We start from the raw sequence: 18,603 nt of genomic DNA, 5'->3' as shown, positions 1-18,603 counted from the left end.
GCTGGTGGTGCGTCCTTGTCTGTGAGGGGTAGTCAAGCCCCGCTCACCGCCCTCCCCTCGGGCGGGGCCGCACCTGCGGTCGTTCGACTGGCGCCCTCCGGAAACGGAGAGCACTCAGTTGAGTGGGGTGAAGGTCAATTGGATACTCATATCCAGGTCGATGACGTAGAAGGATGGTGTCGGGTAGTTCTCTACCTTCTGCACGGCTTGCGCGGTGCACTGCGTCTACGTCGCCTTTGGCTTGAAGAGCAAAGGGCCCGAAGGGCAGACCAGAAATGAGAAGGCGCTGGGTTCCGACCTCGTTCGGGGCTCAGCGCCCACTCATCCCCAACTCCTTCTTGTAGTCGGCAATCGCCAGCACGGCCGCGGACTGCTCCTCCGGCTCGGGCTCATTCAACTCGATGCGCACACGACGCCGATCGCCCTCGGCGACGAGGAGTCGCTCGAAGGCCGAGGAGATGGTCTGGAGTCTGCCCCGATCGCTTCCCCGACTTCTTGCAGACGGAGAGGTCTTCGCACAGGGAGTAGGCGAGAGCCCAGTCCGACTGCTGGTAGATGTCGGACTGGCCGGACTCCTTCGGGGAGGCCCACAGGCGCTTCGCGATCGGATGCCAGGGGCGGTCAGCGTTCGGCACCTTCGTGGGCCGGGCGACGCCGCGCGTCACGGACTGAACGTCGCTCCCCTGGCGTTCGCGCGGGCGGGCGAGGTCGGCCTCGCGGTTGGGTACGGGGCCAGGCATGCGCTCAGCTCGCTTGTTACAGAGACGTTGGACGGTTGAGCCACCAGCAATGCTGGTACGTCAGTACAATCGACCCCCGTTGAGTCTCTACCGGAGGTCTAAAGGGTGGATTCCGCACTCGCGTCTATTCGTCGCAAAGACCACATCAGGACCGCAATCATCCGCTGGCTACACCAGTGCACGGAAACGCCCTCTTGGTTGGAAGACTTTCTCCGAATTCAGCCCTCGCCAAGTTATGACGGAGTGCGGATCACCCGTCAAGAGGTACGCGAGGCGGAGCACTATCTGTGGGGTCAAGGTCTCGTCGAGCCTTCATTCACCCCCGACGAGGACGAGGACCCAGATCTCCTCTCTATGCCGCGTCTGACCGCGAGGGGGATCGATTGCGTCGAGATGGGCCTGCGGGTCTCTGAGTTCAACAACCGGGCGCAAGGTGGCGCGGCCACCCACACATACAACGTGCATAACCCGAAGGGGAGCGTCATCGGGGGGAGCCATGGAACCGTACGGCAAACGAACAACTTCGGATTTGACGCAGCCCAAGTTGGACATCTTCTACAGTTGGCAACGCTGATCAGGCAAATGGCGCCCGTCCTGAACCTTCCCGCTGAGGAGGAGGCGGAGCTTCTGGACGGCGTACGCGAATTGGAAACCGCAGCTTCTGACGCCCCCGCAGATCAGGGAGTTCTTCGACGCGCCACTGATCGCGTCATGCTAGCCCTTACTTCCGCTTCTGAAGTGACGGGTGGCCTCTCGCTGCTCATTCAGCAGGGGCATGAAATTGCCAACGCCGTATTCGGCGGCTAACACTAAATGGGTAGATGTCCCGCTGTAACTCTGCTGGGGGTCTAGATGAATTCCGAACGCGCACTCATTCGTCGCAAAGACCACATCCGAACCGCGATCATCCGCTGGCTGTACCAGGACCAAAGCACATTACCGGCCGGGCTAGGATGGTTCCTCGCAACTCAGCCCCCGCCGAGCTACGAGGGAGTACTGATCACTGCTGCAGAGGTGGATGAGGCGCAGGGCTATCTTTGGAATCAAGGACTCGTTGAGCCTAGGTATCCACGAGATATCTATGATGAGGACGTAGATGAAGACGATCTCATGTATCCACGCCTAACGGCAAAAGGGGTTGACTGTGCCGAGATGGGCATGCCGGTCTCTAGGTTCATTAACCCGACGCAAGGCGGCGCTTCCACCACCACATACAACGTGCATAACCCGAAGGGGAGCGTCATCGGGGGGAGCCATGGAACCGTACGGCAAACGAACAACTTCGGATTTGACGCAGCCCAAGTTGGACATCTTCTACAGTTGGCAACGCTGATCAGGCAAATGGCGCCCGTCCTGAACCTTCCCGCTGAGGAGGAGGCGGAGCTTCTGGACGGCGTACGCGAATTGGAAACCGCAGCTTCTGACGCCCCCGCAGATCAGGGAGTTCTTCGACGCGCCACTGATCGCGTCATGCTAGCCCTTACTTCCGCTTCTGAAGTGACGGGTGGCCTCTCGCTGCTCATTCAGCAGGGGCATGAAATTGTCAACGCCGTATTCGGCGGCTAATACTCAAGTTTGGTTTCGCGATCTTGCGTCAGGTCCCGGCTGGGAACGGGTACGGCCACCGCGTGATCATCGGGGGCTGTGTGGACTCCTGAAGATCGTGCGTTGGCCGCAGGCCATAGCGTAGACCCTGCCCGCTGGCGGGAAATGTTCGACCAGGCCATGGCCCGGATCGCGGGGCGGTTCAAACGAGTTGAACCTCGGACAGCAGCTCGCGCCTACCTGCTCGGGCTGCTGTCGAGTGTCGAGCGGAAGAATTGCTGGCAGCTGGCCGAGTAGGCGGGCCAGACCCGGCCCGGACCGATGCAGCGCTTGTTGCGCTACGCCCGTTGGGACGCCGATGCGGTCCGCGACGACCTGCGTGCCTACGCTGCTGACCACCTCGGCGCCGACGGCGGCGTACTGATCGTGGACGAGACCGGCTTTGTGAAGAAGGGCCGCTCCTCGGCCGTGGTGCAGCGGCAGTACACCGGCACCGCGGGACGCATCGAGAACGCCCAGGTCGGCGTGTTCTTGGCCCTGGCCACCAGCCGGCCAACGGCCGCTGTCCTTGCTGGTCACCGCAGGTCAGCGCGGTGACAGTCCTCATTCACCGCCGTCCTGGAAGGCATCCGGGTGCCCCGCACCGGACCGGGCCGTCCCCGTGTCCGGCCGCTGCGAGTGCGGGGCGACAAGACCTCCTCCCGCGCCAACCGGGCCTACCTGCGAAAGCGAGGAATCCGCTGCACGATCCCGGAGCCAGCCGACCAGGCCGCCCACCGCAAACGGCGCGGGAACGCTGGCGGGCGGCCTCCGGCCTTCGACCGCGAGGACTACAAGGCCCGGCACGCGGTCGAGTGCGGGATCAACCGGCAACCGGGCGGTCGCCACCCGGTTCGACAAACTCGCCGTCCGCTTCGAAGCCACCGTCCTGATCGCTGCGATCGGCGAATGGCTGTGACCGGACTGAGCTGTCGGTTCCTCATGCCATGCTGACCGCGACCAGGGTCGACAGCGAGGGGAAGGCAACGATGGGGGCTCAGTACTACGGCGCCGACAGCGAGAGCGGCGACCGCATCGTCGACCCCTCCGAGGACGCGCTGTTCATGCTGATCAGCGACCTCAACGATTCCGACAACACGTTCGTCGTCGTCCAGCCCGACGAGGACGATCCCGTCTGGTTCGCCTCCGTGGCCGTCCTGGACGAAGGCGGCTACGAGATCGTCCGCCGTGACACCACCCGCGATGAGAACGAGGTCACCACGGCGACCAGCATCAACGACATCGCCCGCGACCTCACTATCTGGATGGCCGCCCGCGACTTCCCCGGACGGCCCACCAGCCAGGTCAGCGAGTTCTAAAACACGGCCTAGCAGCTACCAGGGCCGCCAGTCCCGAGGAGCATCGTCGTTACGCAGCCCAGCGATACGCCGGCGATACTCAGCCGCAGTCTGCTCGTCTTCCTGCACGTTCTGCATGAGCCACGTCGTCATGCCGAACTCTTGGATACCCCGCAGCGTCTCGTACCCGTGCCAGTCGTACAGGTCACGCCCGTATGCGGCCACGAAGTCGGCGTACTGCTCGTCGGTCTGCCACCCGAGGCTGTGATGCTCGACTGCCGTCACCATGAGATCCCACTCAGGGTGGTCGTAACAGAAGGCTTCGAAGTCGATCAGGATGACGCGCCCCTGATCATCGACCATGAGGTTCTGCACGTGGGCATCCCCGTGCACCGGCCCCTTCGGGGTCTCGAACTTCAACTCGGCGTACTTGTACTGAAGCTCACGCCAGCGGTTCCTCAGGAAGACCTTGTCATCCCGCGGAATCACGGCTCGGTCCATGCGCAGCTCTTGCTTGTCGAAGGGCGAGAACGACGGAAGCACCACACCGTCCGGCACGGTCAGCGAGTGCAGATCCCGCAAGACGCCACCCAACTCGCCATACGTCGCCTTACGATCGGCCTCGACGATCAGATGCCAAAAGGTCACGGGGTGCCCGTCAGTCAAGAACGGCTGCTCCAGATCCTCGACGATGCGAGCAGCCGGGAACCCTTCCTCCGCCAACCACCGTGACACGGCAACTTCTGTGCGGGCCGTTGGCAACCACTGTTCCCCGCGAGCCACGCGCACGATCACCGGCACGGAGGCCAGCCGAAACAACGCGTTCTCCCCAAGACGAATCAACTCGGCGTCTCTGTCGTCAATGCCGACCGCCCGGCAGGCGGCAGACATCACCTTCGCAGCCCTCGCCGATGTGAACCCATCTTCCGTGCGAGCAGCGTCAACCGCCATGCTCGTACCAGCTCCCCTGGTCGCGCGATCCACCAGCACACGTCTACGGGTGACCAACCCGACGTGTGCCGGACATGACGATGACCGTACCCAGCCGCAGACGATCGAGGCGCAGCATTCAAGGACGCGTCACACGCCCCAGCTGACCGCTAGTGTTCGCCCCCCACTCAGTGGAATGGCAGTTTACTTCTCCCGACTCCGGGCGAATGTCAGGGAGCATCAGCTTGGGAAGCTGCGAGCACTTACAACCAGCTCGGGCGCTGACCTGGGTAAACGATCGAGCCGTGGGCACGTCGGCCCGCGGTTGCCTTCACCATGATTCCCCGCTACTCCCCGCTCGATCTGGTGCACTTGTGGTGCGGGCCGAACCTGCCCGCTGCTCACCGACGGTGGGGGGCCAGCACGGCAAGTAGTCTCTTGGTTCAGGAGAATTACCGCGGCGACGTTCGTTGCTCAAGAATTCGCCAGCCGAGTGTGACGTGAGGGAGAATCGTGCTCCGCCTGATCATGCCAGCGCTAACACCTCTAGATCCGGAGCTTGATCCTCACGGCAGACCTTGCCACGGCTGGGCACCCGGAATGACGGACTCGATGGCGTTTGAGATGAACCGCTACGGCTGGGACGTAAACCTGACCCTCCCATTCAGCCCGTACCCCAACGTGGAGCGGCGCACCTTTGCACTGTTCTGCTCCGACGGTGTTGGGCGCTTCGCTGCCGAGATCTTCGGCACGGAGGACGCTGGAGGACAGCAGGCACTCCAGGGGGCAGTGCTCGATTCGGCACATCCTGTCTCCGATGCCTTCGTTGATGTACGGGCTCCCGTAGTGGCAGGGAGCCCTGTTGGATACTTCACGCCCAAGATCGCGTGTTCCGAGCGCCGCCAGAGTGATGGGGCACCGTGCACCAGGGCTGCTCGCTGGATTGTCGCCGGCTGGGGGCAGGAGGGTGTGGTGTACGTCGCCGCCTGTGGCTACCACGCCGGCGATGCCCTAGATCACGCTACTGTCTTGTCAGTGAGTGACGTTACGGCACTTTGACGCCGCCGCTGGCGCAGTCGCTTCCTCTGGTGCCCGACCGAATCGGGTTTGCCTGACAAGGTTCCGGAGGCCGAGACAGTTGCAGGGGCCAGGCCTGGTCGGAGGCGGCTGATAGCTACTTCGATGATTGTCCGTCCACAAGTGGTCCGCAGGTCTGCACCTGCCCCGCGCGAGCGTTGCTCGGATCGCCGGACAGCAGGGAGCCCGCACAGCCCGGAGGCGCCCCTTCGTGAGAAGGTGTACCATCCGCGACCCCACGACCCAGTCTCGTACACTGGGGGCTCGCAATCGTTGCTACGAATCTGAGAGAAGGAAAGTGGATCGCCTCACTCGCAGCCCGCTTCAAGCTGCAAGCCAGGAGCCGATCCCGACTCTGTTTGACGACGTGCAGGCGCCTGGCGCCACTCGGGGGGGTGCCCTCTCACCTAAGCGGCCGGCAGTGGAGAAAGCGGGCTTGGCGGACGTATTTCCGTATTATGCGGGATTCTCCTTTGAGTGGGCCTGTAACCAACTAATGCGATGGGAAGCCTCAGGCGTAGTCCTGGATCCTTGGAATGGCAGCGGCACTACGACCCTTGCCGCCCAACATCTCGGATTTCAGTCCATTGGAGTGGACCGGAATCCGGTGGCCAACGTGATCGCCCGCCTACGTTCCGATGCAGGTAGATGCACGGGCGACATTAAGAGGCCCCCCAAACCTCGCACGCGCGATACCGAGCGTTTTCGACGAGATCCACTAGCTGCCTGGTTTGACGCTGAAGCGATTGCCCGGATACGCGATTGGCATCGCGTAATTAAGAAGCTTGACGTCGACTTGTATACCATTGGTATGGTCGCTCTCTTCCGTGCGGTTCGATCCCTCACGAAATCTTTTGAAGGTAGCAATCCAACCTGGGTCAAGAGAGCTAAAGAAGAGTCGTCCCTAATTTACCTGGACTACAGCGAGGTGGATCTAGCCGTCGAGCGCGAGATCTACTTTGTTTCCAGCCGTGCAGCGGAGCATCCAAAATACTCCGCGCCGATTACGCTGATTGGTGGGGATTCCTCTGCCCTTCCGATCGCCGACGAGCGCATTGATGTAGTCCTTACGTCGCCTCCCTATCTGACTCGGATTGACTATGCGGTTGCGTACACGAGAGAGCTAGCGATACTCGGCATCGATATCTCCTCGGACAGGAGGCTCCGTTCTGGCCTGATGGGTACTACGCTGATTCGACGGGAAGATTCTCTGGATTTGAGCGCCCTGGGGGGGGCTGGGAAGTCGCTTCTTGAGCGCATCGCGCAGCACGACAGTAAAGCCTCATCGGGCTATTACCTAAAACAAGCCCGGCAGTACCTCGATGATTTGACGGCTGGCTTCGATCAGTTGAATCGCGTCTGTAAGCGCAAAGCGACGGTACACCTTGTGATCCAGGATTCTTTCTACAAGGATGTTCCAGTTCCGCTTGCGGAAATCTGCATTGAAGAGTCGAGGGCGCGTGGATGGGATCTTGAGCTTCAGGAAAGGTTCGAGGTGCGCCGCTCACTGACCGCCCTGAACACTGCGGCAAGAGCTTATAAGAAGGGTGATGTCGAGGAATCGGTCATCACTTTGCGTAGGGGGTAGAGAATGTCAGAAGGAACTCTGTCGCCGGATGATTTGATTCAGGCGGTTGACAGGAAAATTACTGGTATCAGAACCAAAAGTAATGACTTCTCTTTCAATGAGCTGGCAGACATGTATGAGTCTGAAGAGCTCATCATCGACCCCGAGTTCCAACGCATGTTTCGATGGACCGAAGGTGCGCAGTCTCGGTTCATCGAGTCTCTCTTGCTTGAGCTTCCCGTTCCGCCAATCTTTCTGATTGAGCGAGAAGATCGTGTTTATGAGTTGATTGACGGATTGCAGCGTATTTCGTCCTTCCTGCACTTCAGGGGCGAGCTGAAGCTAAAAGGGGAACTGCAAGATCCCTTGGTTCTGTCTGACTGCGATATCGTTCCTGAGCTCAACGGGCACACCTATGCGAACCTTCCGCGGGCGCTGGAGATCAAAATTAAGCGCAGCTATATCCGAGCGGAGATTCTGCGCAAGGAGAGTGATCCGCGTCTGCGGTACTACATGTTCAAGCGGCTCAATACCGGTGGCGAGCAACTTTCAAAGCAGGAAGTCCGGAACGCCACCATTCGCCTGCTTTCCAATAAGTTCAATCAATACATGATTGACTTGGCGCGTAACCTTGACTTTGCGTATTGCGTCGAGACTTTGACTGAGAAGGCGCAGAGGGAGAAGTTCGACCAAGAGCTGGTTCTCCGCTTCTTCGCCTTCAAGAATGTCGGCGCTACGTATAAGCATGACATTGCCGACTTCTTGACGGATTACATGGAGGCCGTGTCGGACCCTTCCGGCCTCGTGCAATTCGACTACGAGCGTGAAGCGAAGACTTTCGAGAAGACCTTTGAGGTTCTCCATAAAGTCGGCGAGGCGTCCGGGTTCGCACAGAAGATCATGGGAACTGTTTCTAAGCGTGGAGAAGCTCGCTGGCAGTTCTCCGTCTATCACTTCGAAGGTATTGCTCTAGGGATTCAGAACGTTCTGGACCGAATTGACCCTGATAACGAAGAGCAAATCGCAGCGTTGGCGAACGTAGTCAGGCAAGGGAAAACTGATCAAGGATTTCTGCAAGCGACGGGAGGTGGTAAAAACGATCGCATCTCGCTCCAGGTCCGCGTCGGCTTCTTTGCTGATCGATTCTCGAAGGCTCTTTCGTGAAAGTCTCAGAGATGCGGGCACAGCTCGAAGAAGACATGGCCTGGCGCCTTGATGAGCTGCGGCACCTGTTTAACCACCTACTTGGTGACGTCTCGCCGGAGGAAGCTTCGGTGTACTCGCTTCGCGCGATCCTCGTGATGCAGTATGCGCATCTCGAAGGATTTACGCGCAATGCCCTATCTCTGTACGTCACCGCTGTAAATGCGCGCAGTCTCCCTGTGAAGCATCTGAAGCCGGAGCTTATGGCGGCCGCCCTCGCTGTCGAATTTGACACTTTGAGGAAAGGGGTTGGAGCCAGTGAGGAAGAGGGCCGGCTGACAAGTCGGGCCCGACATCAAATTTCCTTCGTTAAGAGACTTCAGGAATTGAGCGATGGGCCTGTTTCCATAGCCGCCGAGGTTGCTGTTTCTATGGAGATGAACCTGGGTTCAGACGTCCTGAAACGAGCTTTGGTATCTCTGGGAATTCCGGTCGATCGAGTCGCGAAAGAGCAATACAGTTCGATCGAGTTCGTGAAGCGAGTTCGCAACGACATCGCCCATGGCAGCCGAAAGGAAAAGATCTCGGGAGGGATGTTCTCTGTGCACATGAAGAAGTGTGAAGAGTTCATGAACGGGTTGTCTCGGGTGCTAACTCAAGCCCTCTCGGAAGAGTGGTTCCGGCTCGCGCCTTGATTTGGGGATGAAATCATTGCCCGACGTTTGACAACGGTGGGGAAGCTGACCCGAAGCTGATCTGGTTCTTCCTGCCGGCTTATTCCCAGCCTTGGGCTAGGACAGTATTGCCTGTCTACATGAAGGAGCAGCTGCGCCTTCTGCCGTCTGCGGCCCCACGACGTCGTTCGCAGAACCGTGCTGAGGTGAGGAATTTGACCGCAGTGCACACAGTCGGCGCTACCCTTCCAGAGTCTGCGCGGTCAGGTTGGGCGCTGTGCAAGTCTCCATAGGTCTTTAGCGACTTCCAGGAGGACAAAGTGATGTCCTCGACTACCTTGCCGTTTCCTGTCTGGTTGACTGTGTCACCGACATGTTGTTGTGGTGGTGGCGCGGTGGGCATGGCTTAAGGATAGACAACCCCCAGTTGGTGACCTACCACTGTGGGGCTGAAAATATTGGGCTTAGCGCCACCCCGTTCCCTCACTGATACGGACACCTGGTACTTCTCGCCATGTGCCAGAGCCTTGCCGACCTTGTACTCCTTCCATTGCGGATGGATCTGGGGTGTCTGCCAGGCGGCCATGTTGTACGACGGCATGCCGTTGGGCATGGACGTGCCCGGGTAAACAACCTCCTTGCCCGCGGCGTCCTCCAACCAGATGTAGACGTCCACCAGCGCGGAACCGGACGTTGTACGCCATTCGGCGTTCATGTACAGGTGGTCGTTCTCGATACGGCTGCATGCTTTGACCTGCACGTGGATGACACCTGAATCCCTCCACCCGGTACAACTCGTTGCCGGGTTGGACGGCGGTTCGGAAGCAGACGCGGAGGGTGTGGGATTCGGTGTTGGAGCCGTCGGTTCCTGTTGCACTGGTGCCTTTGTAGGTGACGGACCTGGGGATACAGTGCCGGATGGCTTCGGGGTGGTGCTAGGCGTAGAGGAGGCTGAGACCTGCCGGACCTTTTTATCGCCAACAGGTGTCGCGTTCGCTGCCGTATGCCGTTGCCACAACTCAACGCCCACCAACGCACCAAGTGCCAGGACTGTTACACCTGCCACTGACCAGGCCATGTGTACTTTCAGCGAACCACGTGGCGCGTAGTGATGGTGTTCGTTGATCGTCTGGTCCCGGCTGGCCTGGTACGCCCGTGCCTGGTCCGCTGGAGTCGCTGTGAAGGTCCGACCGCTGGCCGGAACCGTCGGGGAGTCTGGTTTCTCGGTCATCGCTCGTTGATCGTCTGGTTCCTGGCGGACTGGTAGACACGCCCGTGCCCGGACGCTGTCGCGTTGAAGACCGTGGACGTGCCCCGAGGATGGGCTGAGAGCGCGGGTGCGAGGTCCTCGGCCAGCACACGGCGCAGCTCTTCGGCGAGTCCGGGGTGCGTGGTGAGCAGGCGGTGGAAACGCAGGCGCCATTCCTGGATCGAAACCTCGGCCATATCGTTCTCTGGGGTGGCGAGGAGCAGAGCGCGGGTCTCCGTGAGCTCTGCCTCCACAGTGTCGGCACGCTCCGGGTACGCGCGCCGCCAGAGGGTGCCGATCGAGGTCTGGGCTCGCTGCCACAGGTCGGTGGTGAGAGCGGTTACCACTGCGGTTCCCGCAGTTGAGGCGAGGGTTACTAGCTCTGCGTCCATTGCCCCTCCTTCTTGGTCATGTTGTGCTCAACAAGGGGCGCCATCTTAGGGCATCAACGGCCGTGCTCAGGACGTCAGTCGGAAGAAACGGGAGTCATTATTTGACGGCGATGCCTCGCTTGATAAACGCTTCCGAGAGGCTGGCGCAGCGACTTTGGCTGGCAGCTGCTTTGGCGCGGGTGATCACGGCCCCGTGGGCTTCCGGCGCGTGAGGCAGTCTGTGGACCTTCACGCTAAAGCGCAACGTTGGGGCCGTGATCGTCGAGGCTCGCGCCATAAACGCCCCCGTTTCCTACTCCCTGCCGAATAGGTCGCTGCGGGGAGGGGCGCCCTGGGTGACTACCTGTCCTTGGGATCCGGGGTGGGGGCGACACCGGTCGGGCAGGAGCCCTAGTTCGTCTCGAACGGGGTACACAGCTTGACTCCCGTCCCACCGATCCCGCAGTAGCCTCCCGGGTTCTTGTCCAGGTACTGCTGGTGGTACGACTCCGCGACGTAGAAGACGCGGTCCTCGGCCGGGAGGATTTCCGTGGTGATCCTGCTGTGGCCCGAGTACGTCAGGACCTTCTGGTACCTCTCGCGGGACGCCTGCGCGGCGGCTGCCTGGGCCGGGGTGTGGGTGTAGACCGCCGAGCGGTACTGGGTGCCGATGTCGTTGCCCTGGCGGAAGCCCTGCGTCGGGTCGTGGGCCTCCCAGAAGGTCTGGAGGAGCTTCTCGTAGGAGATCAGCGCCGGGTCGTAGACCACCCGGACCGCTTCCGTGTGGCCCGTCAGGCCCGAGCAGACCTCTTCGTAGGTGGGGTGCTCGGTGTGGCCGCCCTGGTAGCCGACGAGGGTCGTCCACACCCCCGCCGGGAGTCGCCAGAACGTGCGCTCGGCGCCCCAGAAGCAGCCCATGCCGAAGTCCGCGATCTCCAGGCCCTCCGGGTACGGGCCGAGCAGCGGGGTGCCGAGGACGGTGTGGAGGTCCGGGACCGTGAAGATCGGCGCCGGGCGGCCCTTCAGTGCCTGCTCGGGGGTGGGCAGGACGGGCGTACGGCCGAACAGCATGGTGGGGGCCCTTCGTTTAGGGGAGGCATGCTGCTCAACGTTCTCGCGACCCCCTCCATTCCGGTCGGGTGCGGGGTACGGCGCCGCCCCGGCCACCGGGTGGCGGCTCGGGGCGGTCGCGGCGAACACCGCCGTGCGGGCGTCGTGGCCGTGGCCGTCAGTGCAGCAGGGTCGCCGGGCTGCCGCCGTTCGCCTCGTAGCCCGCCACGGCCAGCGCCCGGTAGACCGCGAACTCCGCGGCGGGGTCGCGCGACAGCGTCCAGGGCAGGGCGCCGACGTGGCCGTCGATGTGTATCAGCTGGCTCATGGCCTCCGCCCAGCGCTCGGCGCGGACCAGGAAGAAGACCAGCAGATGGCGGACGTGCGCCAGCATCGGGTCGTCGGCACGGGCCGAGTGCACCGCGTGGAGTGCGCCGTGCATCGCCTTGGTCACGACCTCGCTCTGGTAGAAGCCCGCGACGAGGTTGACCTCCGGAAGGTGCTCGAAGACCGCGAAGAGAGGCATCGCCGCCAGCAGCGAGCCCTGCGGGGCACGCGCCGCCGCGGCCTCCGCGAACTGGTACGCCAGCTCCCTGGAACCGTGCCACTTCTCGCACCAGTAGTGCAGGGCGGCCAGGTGAGCGCCCATGTGGTTCGGGGCGCGGTCCAGGATCTTCAGCCAGAGCTGCTCGAACTCCGCGCGCGGATAGGCCAGGCCCCGGGCCACGGAGAGCTCGATGATGTACGGGACCGGGTCGCCGGGGGCGAGCAGCGCGGCCTCGCCGCACGCCGCCTTCGCCTCCTCCATGATGATCCGGAACTCGTCCGTGCCGGGCGTCGCCGTCCGCCACGCCTGCTGCACCAGGAACTCGGCGTGCACCGCGGCGCCGCCCGCGTCCTTGGGCGCCTCGGCCCGCCACACCCGCAGCCACTGCCCGCCCGGCGTGTCGCTCACACCGCCCGGCCGCTGCTGGAGCTCCAGCGACGCGGCGCCGGCGAAAGCCTGCACGCGCTGCCAGCGCACCTCGCCCGGCGCCTCCGTGCCCGCGAGGAGCTGGGCGGCGGCCCGGTGGTCCTGAGTGCGCTGGACCAGGTCCAGGACGTCGACCAGGTCCTGGTCGGGACCGGGCATGCGGACGTCCAGCTCCTCCTGACGCACGAATCCGTAGTTCGCGGGATCCGCGGCGTCCGGATGTCCTGGCCCGACCAGCTCGATACCCCTGCGCCTGCGCATCACCATCGGGCCCAGCACGAAGCCGATCATGAGCAGGGCCAGCAGGACCCACAGAATCTCCATGCCTCAAGCGAACCAGACGCCGACGACAATTGGCCAACCCGTACCGCGGACCTGTGGAAAACCCGGGTCCGCCGGGCGGAGGACCGTTCCCCGCGCTGCCCCGCCGCCGCGCGGCCGCATCGGCTCGTCGGCGCACTAGGCTCGGGTCCCATGAGCGACAGGCACATCAGTCAGCACTTCGAGACGCTCGCCATCCACGCGGGCAACACGGCCGACCCCCTCACCGGTGCGGTCGTACCGCCGATCTACCAGGTGTCCACCTACAAGCAGGACGGGGTGGGCGGTCTGCGCGGCGGCTACGAGTACAGCCGCAGCGCCAATCCGACCAGGACGGCGCTGGAGGAGAACCTCGCCGCCCTGGAGGGGGGCCGCCGGGGACTCGCGTTCGCGTCCGGACTGGCGGCGGAGGACTGCCTGCTGCGCACGCTGCTCGGCCCCGGTGACCACGTGGTCATCCCCGACGACGCGTACGGCGGCACGTTCCGGCTGTTCGCGAAGGTCGTCGCCCGCTGGGGCGTGGAATGGTCGGTCGCCGACACGAGCGACCCGTCGGCCGTCCGGGCCGCCATGACGCCGCGGACGAAGGTCGTCTGGGTGGAGACCCCCTCCAACCCGCTGCTCGGCATCACCGACATCGCCGCCGTCGCCCAGATCGCCCGGGACGCCGGTGCCCGGCTCGTCGTCGACAACACCTTCGCCACGCCCTACCTCCAGCAGCCGCTGTCGCTCGGCGCGGACGTCGTGGTGCACTCCCTGACCAAGTACATGGGGGGTCACTCGGACGTCGTCGGCGGTGCGCTGGTGGTGTCCGACGAGACCCTGGGCGAGGAGCTGGCCTTCCACCAGAACGCGATGGGCGCGGTCGCCGGTCCCTTCGACTCCTGGCTGGTGCTGCGCGGCGCGAAGACGCTCCCCGTGCGGATGGACCGGCACAGCGAGAACGCCGTCAGGGTCGCCGAAATGCTCACCCGGCACGCGCGCGTGACGAAGGTGCTCTACCCGGGTCTGCCCGACCACCCCGGTCACGAGATCGCCGCCAAGCAGATGCGGTCCTTCGGCGGCATGGTCTCCTTCCGGGTCGAGGGCGGCGAGCGGGCGGCCGTCGAGGTCTGCAACCGGGCCAAGGTGTTCACCCTCGGTGAGTCCCTCGGTGGCGTGGAGTCGCTGATCGAGCACCCGGGACGTATGACGCACGCCTCGGTGGCCGGTTCGGCCCTGGAGGTCCCCGCCGACCTCGTCCGCCTGTCCGTCGGCATCGAGAACGTCGACGACCTGCTGGAAGACCTCAAGCAGGCGCTGGGCTAGAAGCGGTTCACCAGCCCGTCAGCGGTGGGGTCGTCTGCGACGGCGGCTCCACCCAGGGCCGGACCGTCAGTGCCCAGACCGTGAACGCCACGGTCGCGGCGAACAGCAGCAGCCACGCCAGACGCAGTACGAGGACCCGGCGCCGCAGCAGGCGGTTGCCGCGGCGTACGGCGTCGGCGCACAGGTCGGGTGGCACCCGGGGCGTGCCCTGTTCCATGATGTGCCGCGCCGCGGCCTCCCGGTCCAGCCGGCTCATCGTCCACCCCCGGTCATGACGCGGCCGCCTTCGCGCCCGCCGCCGCGTTCGCGCCCGTCATCGCCGGGGCCGGGCCGCGGGGAGGGTGCAGGAGGGTCGCGGTCGCCCGGTCGCACAGCATGCGGACGCGTTCCACGGGCAGTCCGAGCAGGGCGGCCGTCTGCTCCTCGGCGACCCCTTCGTACAACCTGAGGACGAGGACCAGGCGCTCCTGCGGTGTCAGGTCGGCCAAGGTGCCGACGACCGGTGGGCGGGCCCTGCCGAAAGCGGCGTAGCGCAGCCGGGCCCGGTGCGCGTAGTGGTGCCAGGCGCCGTGCGCGAAGCGGAGCGCGAGGTAGTGGCGGGTGCGGACGTACGGGTCCTCGCCGCGCAGCCGGTCCCAGCAGGCGTAGGTGTGGGCGAGGGCCAGGGTCAGCAGGCGCCGCGCGCGCGGGTTGGCGTTCGGGGCCTCGGCCGTGAGCAGCGTGGCGGTGTGCAGCAGCCGCCCGGCCGCGCCGGCGACGAACGCCTCGAACTCCCGGTCCCGGCGGGCACCTTGGGACGCTTGCCGTTCTCGCACCGCGCCTCCCGCCTGAGGCCGACCTGACGACACCGGTCCCGGCGGCTCACCCGGCCCGCCGGAGGCGAACCCGCGTACGACCGCGGGACCCGGTCTCATATGAGGCCAGAGGTGGGCCGTCGGTCAAGAGCCGCGCACAGCGGGGCACGTGGGGGAGGCGCCGTGCGGACCGCGCTCGCCACGGCGGTCCCGGGACGCGACAGGTCCGGGCGGTCCGGGCAGGACATGGTCTCCGCGTGCACGCGCGCGTGTGCACGCGGCGCGCCCGCCCGTCACGCGAGGCGGGCGCCGTACCGCGGGCGGGTCAGGAGGCGGAGGTCGGCTCCACGCCCTGCACCGCCTGCGGGGCCGCACGGGTGGAGAGCGCCACGTTGAAACGGGTGAGCAGGGCGCAGAACGCCTCGCGCTCGTCCGGCGTCCAGTCCTGGGTCAGCTCGGCCATCAACTGACGCCGGGACGAGCGGACCTCCTCCAGCCGCGACAGGCCGCGCGGGGAGAGCTGGAGCACCACCGCACGCCCGTCCTCGGGGTGCGAGGTCCGCTTGACCAGGCCCGTGTCGACGAGCGGAGCCACCTGCCGGGTGACCGTCGACGAGTCGATGCCCATGCTCGCGGCGAGTGCCTTGACGCCCATGGGCCCCTCCTTGTCGAGCCGGTTGAGCAGCAGGTACGCGGCGCGGTCCATGGAGTTGCGCACCTGTCCGACACCGCCGAGCCGGGTCTGTTCGGCACGTCGGGCGAACAGCGCCACCTCGTGCTGGAGCGCGTCGAGAAGACCGGTGTCACCGACGGTCGTCATGTCCATCGACATTTCAGGTGTTGTGGGCATGGCCGGGGGCTCACTTCATGCTGGGTGCTGGGTTGGGGGACAGGGTACGCGGATGGGGGGCAGGCCGTACCGGCGCTGCGCAATCCGGTCTCGGAGGTTGGTCACAGCGGGTTTCGCCGCCTGTGAACTGCGAGACTCGAGTCATGAACTACCGCGAGGCCGTCCCCCCGCCCCCGGTCACCCTCGACGACGTACGCGGCGCGCAGAAGATGCTCTCGGGCGTTGCACGTGTCACCGCGATGGAGAGCAGCAGGTATCTGAGCCGGCTGGTCGGCGCACCGGTCCATCTCAAGTGCGAGAACCTCCAGCGGACCGGCTCCTTCAAGCTGCGCGGGGCCTACGTCCGGATCGCCGGCCTGCTGCCCGAGCAGCGCGCGGCCGGCGTGGTCGCGGCGAGCGCGGGCAATCACGCGCAGGGCGTCGCCCTCGCCTCCGCTCTGCTCGGTGTGCGCGCCACGGTGTTCATGCCGAACGGCGCCCCGCTGCCGAAGATAAGCGCGACCCGCGAGTACGGCGCCGACGTACGTCTGCACGGACAGGTGGTCGACGAGACCCTGGCCGCCGCGCAGGAGTACGCCGCCGAGACGGGCGCGGTGTTCATCCATCCCTTCGACCACCCGGACGTCATCGCGGGCCAGGGCACGGTCGGCCTGGAGATCCTGGAGCAGTGCCCGGAGGTGCGCACCGTCGTCGTGGGGGTCGGCGGCGGCGGGCTGGCGGCCGGTATCGCCGTCGCGGTGAAGGCGCTGCGGCCCGAGGTGCGGATCGTCGGCGTCCAGGCGGCGGGTTCGGCGGCGTACCCGCCCTCGCTGGCGGCGGGGCGGCCGGTGTCGGTGGAGAACCCGGCGACGATGGCCGACGGCATCAGGGTCGGGCGGCCCGGTGACGTGCCGTTCGCGATCATCGAGGATCTGGTGGACGAGGTCCGTACGGTCACCGAGGACCAGCTGTCCGCGGCGCTGCTGCTGTGCCTGGAGCGGGCCAAACTGGTCGTCGAGCCGGCCGGGGCGAGCCCGGTGGCGGCGCTGCTCGGCGACCCGGGGGCGTTCGAGGGGCCGGTCGTGGCGGTGCTGTCCGGCGGCAACGTCGACCCGGTGCTGATGCAGCGGGTGCTGCGGCACGGTATGGCGGCGCAGGGCCGCTACCTGGCCGTACGGCTGCGGCTGACGGACCGGCCGGGTGCGCTCGCGACGCTCCTCGGGGTGTTGTCAGTGGCTGACGCTAACGTGCTCGATGTGAGCCATGTACGGACCGACCCACGGCTCGGGCTCACGGAGGCGGAGGTAGAGCTGCACCTGGAGACGATGGGCCCGGCCCACTGCGCCGAGGTCGGCGACGCCCTGCGGAAGGCCGGGTACACCGTCATCGACTGAGGCGCCGGGCGCCGTGGGACCGATGAAGGCCGAGGTCAGGCCAAGATCACGGACGCTTCGTCGTTCAAGGGGGAAAACTCGATTGTGAGACGCGATACATCGCGTTATGGTGTCGCGCGTTGCAACTCCTGCCTGTGCGCAGAACCTGCCATCCCCATCCCCATCCCCATCCCTTCGGTCCACCGGTACAGAACCTGCTACCGCACCGAACCCGCAAGCGCTTTTCGAAGCATCACCATGACGTGGAGACTCATATGCCAGGCGCCATCTATGCCGAAGGCCTGGTCAAGACCTTCGGCGACGTAAGGGCTCTGGACGGCGTCGACCTCGATGTCCCCGAGGGCACGGTCCTCGGCCTGCTCGGGCCCAACGGCGCGGGCAAGACGACGACCGTCCGCTGCCTGACCACCTTGTTGCGCCCCGACAGCGGCCGGGCCGTGGTCGCGGGCATCGACGTGCTCGCCCACCCCGACCGGGTCCGGCGTTCCATCGGCCTGTCCGGCCAGTTCGCCGCCGTCGACGAATACCTGACCGGCCGGGAGAACCTCCAGATGGTCGGCCAGCTCTACCAGATGAGCGCGAAGGCCGCGAAGGTCCGGGCCGGTGAGCTGCTGGACCAGTTCAATCTCGCGGACGCCGCCGACCGGCCCGCCAAGACCTACTCCGGCGGTATGCGCCGGCGGCTCGACCTGGCGGCCGCCCTGGTGGTGTCGCCGCCCGTGATGTTCATGGACGAGCCGACCACCGGCCTCGACCCGCGCAACCGCCAGCAGCTGTGGGAGGTCATCAAGCAGCTGGTCTCCGGCGGTACGACCCTGCTGCTGACCACGCAGTATCTGGAGGAGGCCGACCACCTCGCGCACGACATCGCGGTGGTCGACCAGGGCCGGGTCATCGCCCGCGGCACCTCCGACCAGCTCAAGGCCCGCACGGGCGGCGAGCGCGTCGAGGTCGTGGTGCACGAGCGTGAGCACATGGCGACGGCCGCCGAGGTGCTCCGCGGCTTCGGCAAGGGCGACACCACCGTCGAGGAGCACACCCGCAAGCTCACGGTGCCCGTCACCGGCGGCGCCAAGCTGCTCGCCGAGGTGATCCGCGAGCTGGACACCCGCGGCATCGAGATCGACGACATCGGTCTGCGCCGGCCGACCCTCGACGATGTGTTCCTGTCCCTCACCGGCCATCTGGCGGAGACCAAGGACGGCGAGGACGGCGAGCCGGAAGAGGGCGGCACGGCCGCCGACGCCAAGGGCCGCAAGCGCAAGAAGGAGAACGCCAAGTGAGTGCCGTGACCGATTCCC

The 18,603-nt window shown here is 65.1% G+C and carries 18 protein-coding genes and 3 pseudogenes; 12 read left to right on the top strand and 9 right to left on the bottom strand.

Annotation, left to right across the window (positions count from 1 at the left end):
- Positions 1 to 310: 310 nt before the first annotated feature.
- Positions 311 to 740: pseudogene (locus DN051_RS48110) on the bottom strand (phage terminase small subunit).
- 105 nt (positions 741 to 845) lie between these two features.
- Between DN051_RS48110 and DN051_RS15525 the strand changes: the two are divergent.
- From DN051_RS15525 to DN051_RS15510, 5 genes and pseudogenes are all read left to right on the top strand, one after another.
- Positions 846 to 1,547, top strand: a complete 702-nt coding sequence (locus DN051_RS15525; protein WP_162624934.1) for a hypothetical protein — start codon at positions 846 to 848, stop codon at positions 1,545 to 1,547.
- A 45-nt stretch (positions 1,548 to 1,592) separates the two neighbouring features.
- Positions 1,593 to 2,306 (top strand): hypothetical protein, encoded by a 714-nt coding sequence (locus DN051_RS45050; RefSeq protein WP_162624933.1) that lies wholly within the window; start codon positions 1,593 to 1,595, stop codon positions 2,304 to 2,306.
- 159 nt (positions 2,307 to 2,465) lie between these two features.
- Positions 2,466 to 2,828, top strand: a pseudogene (locus tag DN051_RS15520) (IS701 family transposase); the annotation flags it as partial.
- A 16-nt stretch (positions 2,829 to 2,844) separates the two neighbouring features.
- Positions 2,845 to 3,243, top strand: a pseudogene (locus DN051_RS46490) (IS5 family transposase); the annotation flags it as partial.
- Positions 3,244 to 3,271: 28 nt separating this feature from the next.
- Positions 3,272 to 3,643, top strand: coding sequence for a hypothetical protein (locus DN051_RS15510; RefSeq protein ID WP_199314938.1), 372 nt, complete (start codon positions 3,272 to 3,274; stop codon positions 3,641 to 3,643).
- Positions 3,644 to 3,658: 15 nt separating this feature from the next.
- On the opposite strand, the gene DN051_RS15505 is transcribed toward DN051_RS15510, so the two are convergent.
- On the bottom strand, positions 3,659 to 4,573 hold the full coding sequence (locus DN051_RS15505; protein ID WP_112438915.1) for a phosphotransferase enzyme family protein: 915 nt from the start codon (positions 4,571 to 4,573) through the stop codon (positions 3,659 to 3,661).
- Positions 4,574 to 5,065: 492 nt separating this feature from the next.
- Here DN051_RS15505 and DN051_RS45045 point away from each other — a divergent pair, with 492 nt between their 5' ends.
- The 4 genes from DN051_RS45045 to DN051_RS45040 all read left to right on the top strand — a co-directional run bounded on the left by DN051_RS45045 (position 5,066) and on the right by DN051_RS45040 (position 9,034).
- Entirely contained in the window at positions 5,066 to 5,611 is a 546-nt protein-coding gene (locus DN051_RS45045; RefSeq protein WP_162624932.1) for a hypothetical protein, read from the top strand.
- 625 nt (positions 5,612 to 6,236) lie between these two features.
- Positions 6,237 to 7,217: a hypothetical protein gene (locus tag DN051_RS15500; RefSeq protein ID WP_162624931.1), complete on the top strand. Its 981-nt coding sequence runs from the start codon at positions 6,237 to 6,239 to the stop codon at positions 7,215 to 7,217.
- A gap of 3 nt (positions 7,218 to 7,220) precedes the next feature.
- Positions 7,221 to 8,360, top strand: coding sequence for a GmrSD restriction endonuclease domain-containing protein (locus DN051_RS15495; RefSeq protein ID WP_112438913.1), 1,140 nt, complete (start codon positions 7,221 to 7,223; stop codon positions 8,358 to 8,360).
- Positions 8,361 to 8,371: 11 nt separating this feature from the next.
- Positions 8,372 to 9,034 (top strand): MAE_28990/MAE_18760 family HEPN-like nuclease, encoded by a 663-nt coding sequence (locus DN051_RS45040; RefSeq protein ID WP_162624930.1) that lies wholly within the window; start codon positions 8,372 to 8,374, stop codon positions 9,032 to 9,034.
- A 385-nt stretch (positions 9,035 to 9,419) separates the two neighbouring features.
- On the opposite strand, the gene DN051_RS15490 is transcribed toward DN051_RS45040, so the two are convergent.
- From DN051_RS15490 to DN051_RS15475, 4 genes are all read right to left on the bottom strand, one after another.
- Positions 9,420 to 9,773, bottom strand: a complete 354-nt coding sequence (locus DN051_RS15490; protein WP_112438912.1) for a hypothetical protein — start codon at positions 9,771 to 9,773, stop codon at positions 9,420 to 9,422.
- A gap of 467 nt (positions 9,774 to 10,240) precedes the next feature.
- Positions 10,241 to 10,609: a hypothetical protein gene (locus DN051_RS15485; protein ID WP_112438911.1), complete on the bottom strand. Its 369-nt coding sequence runs from the start codon at positions 10,607 to 10,609 to the stop codon at positions 10,241 to 10,243.
- Positions 10,610 to 11,044: 435 nt separating this feature from the next.
- Complete coding sequence (gene msrA, locus DN051_RS15480) at positions 11,045 to 11,704, bottom strand: peptide-methionine (S)-S-oxide reductase MsrA (RefSeq protein WP_112438910.1); 660 nt, start codon at positions 11,702 to 11,704, stop codon at positions 11,045 to 11,047.
- 157 nt (positions 11,705 to 11,861) lie between these two features.
- The gene (locus DN051_RS15475) at positions 11,862 to 12,980 is read right to left on the bottom strand and encodes a hypothetical protein (RefSeq protein WP_053761710.1); all 1,119 of its coding nucleotides are present in this window, start codon (positions 12,978 to 12,980) and stop codon (positions 11,862 to 11,864) included.
- 150 nt (positions 12,981 to 13,130) lie between these two features.
- Here DN051_RS15475 and DN051_RS15470 point away from each other — a divergent pair, with 150 nt between their 5' ends.
- Positions 13,131 to 14,285, top strand: coding sequence for a cystathionine gamma-synthase (locus tag DN051_RS15470; protein ID WP_053761709.1), 1,155 nt, complete (start codon positions 13,131 to 13,133; stop codon positions 14,283 to 14,285).
- Positions 14,286 to 14,292: 7 nt separating this feature from the next.
- Here DN051_RS15470 and DN051_RS15465 read toward each other — a convergent pair whose 3' ends face one another.
- From DN051_RS15465 to DN051_RS15455, 3 genes are all read right to left on the bottom strand, one after another.
- Entirely contained in the window at positions 14,293 to 14,541 is a 249-nt protein-coding gene (locus DN051_RS15465; protein WP_053761708.1) for a hypothetical protein, read from the bottom strand.
- 13 nt (positions 14,542 to 14,554) lie between these two features.
- Positions 14,555 to 15,100, bottom strand: coding sequence for a sigma factor-like helix-turn-helix DNA-binding protein (locus DN051_RS15460; RefSeq protein WP_053761707.1), 546 nt, complete (start codon positions 15,098 to 15,100; stop codon positions 14,555 to 14,557).
- Positions 15,101 to 15,404: 304 nt separating this feature from the next.
- Positions 15,405 to 15,911, bottom strand: coding sequence for a MarR family winged helix-turn-helix transcriptional regulator (locus tag DN051_RS15455; RefSeq protein ID WP_199314988.1), 507 nt, complete (start codon positions 15,909 to 15,911; stop codon positions 15,405 to 15,407).
- A gap of 161 nt (positions 15,912 to 16,072) precedes the next feature.
- Here DN051_RS15455 and ilvA point away from each other — a divergent pair, with 161 nt between their 5' ends.
- Positions 16,073 to 17,302: a threonine ammonia-lyase gene (ilvA, locus tag DN051_RS15450; protein WP_053761706.1), complete on the top strand. Its 1,230-nt coding sequence runs from the start codon at positions 16,073 to 16,075 to the stop codon at positions 17,300 to 17,302.
- A gap of 254 nt (positions 17,303 to 17,556) precedes the next feature.
- Entirely contained in the window at positions 17,557 to 18,585 is a 1,029-nt protein-coding gene (locus DN051_RS15445) for an ATP-binding cassette domain-containing protein (RefSeq protein WP_053761705.1), read from the top strand.
- Positions 18,586 to 18,603 lie beyond the last annotated feature (18 nt).

Source organism: Streptomyces cadmiisoli, assembly GCF_003261055.1.
GTDB lineage: Bacteria > Actinomycetota > Actinomycetes > Streptomycetales > Streptomycetaceae > Streptomyces > Streptomyces cadmiisoli.
Note: the sequence above shows the minus strand (reverse complement) of the source record. Positions and strands in the feature narration are given on the sequence as shown.

Bases quoted from the DNA above. Each gene is read 5' to 3' on its own strand.
- DN051_RS45050 (WP_162624933.1), top strand. From the start codon at position 1,593: ATGAATTCCGAACGCGCACTCATTCGTCGCAAAGACCACATCCGAACC.
- DN051_RS15510 (WP_199314938.1), top strand. From the start codon at position 3,272: ATGCTGACCGCGACCAGGGTCGACAGCGAGGGGAAGGCAACGATGGGG.
- DN051_RS15505 (WP_112438915.1), bottom strand. From the start codon at position 4,573: ATGGCGGTTGACGCTGCTCGCACGGAAGATGGGTTCACATCGGCGAGG.
- DN051_RS15495 (WP_112438913.1), top strand. From the start codon at position 7,221: ATGTCAGAAGGAACTCTGTCGCCGGATGATTTGATTCAGGCGGTTGAC.
- DN051_RS45040 (WP_162624930.1), top strand. From the start codon at position 8,372: ATGCGGGCACAGCTCGAAGAAGACATGGCCTGGCGCCTTGATGAGCTG.
- msrA (WP_112438910.1), bottom strand. From the start codon at position 11,704: ATGCTGTTCGGCCGTACGCCCGTCCTGCCCACCCCCGAGCAGGCACTG.
- DN051_RS15475 (WP_053761710.1), bottom strand. From the start codon at position 12,980: ATGGAGATTCTGTGGGTCCTGCTGGCCCTGCTCATGATCGGCTTCGTG.
- DN051_RS15470 (WP_053761709.1), top strand. From the start codon at position 13,131: ATGAGCGACAGGCACATCAGTCAGCACTTCGAGACGCTCGCCATCCAC.
- DN051_RS15465 (WP_053761708.1), bottom strand. From the start codon at position 14,541: ATGAGCCGGCTGGACCGGGAGGCCGCGGCGCGGCACATCATGGAACAG.
- DN051_RS15455 (WP_199314988.1), bottom strand. From the start codon at position 15,911: ATGTCGATGGACATGACGACCGTCGGTGACACCGGTCTTCTCGACGCG.
- ilvA (WP_053761706.1), top strand. From the start codon at position 16,073: ATGAACTACCGCGAGGCCGTCCCCCCGCCCCCGGTCACCCTCGACGAC.
- DN051_RS15445 (WP_053761705.1), top strand. From the start codon at position 17,557: ATGCCAGGCGCCATCTATGCCGAAGGCCTGGTCAAGACCTTCGGCGAC.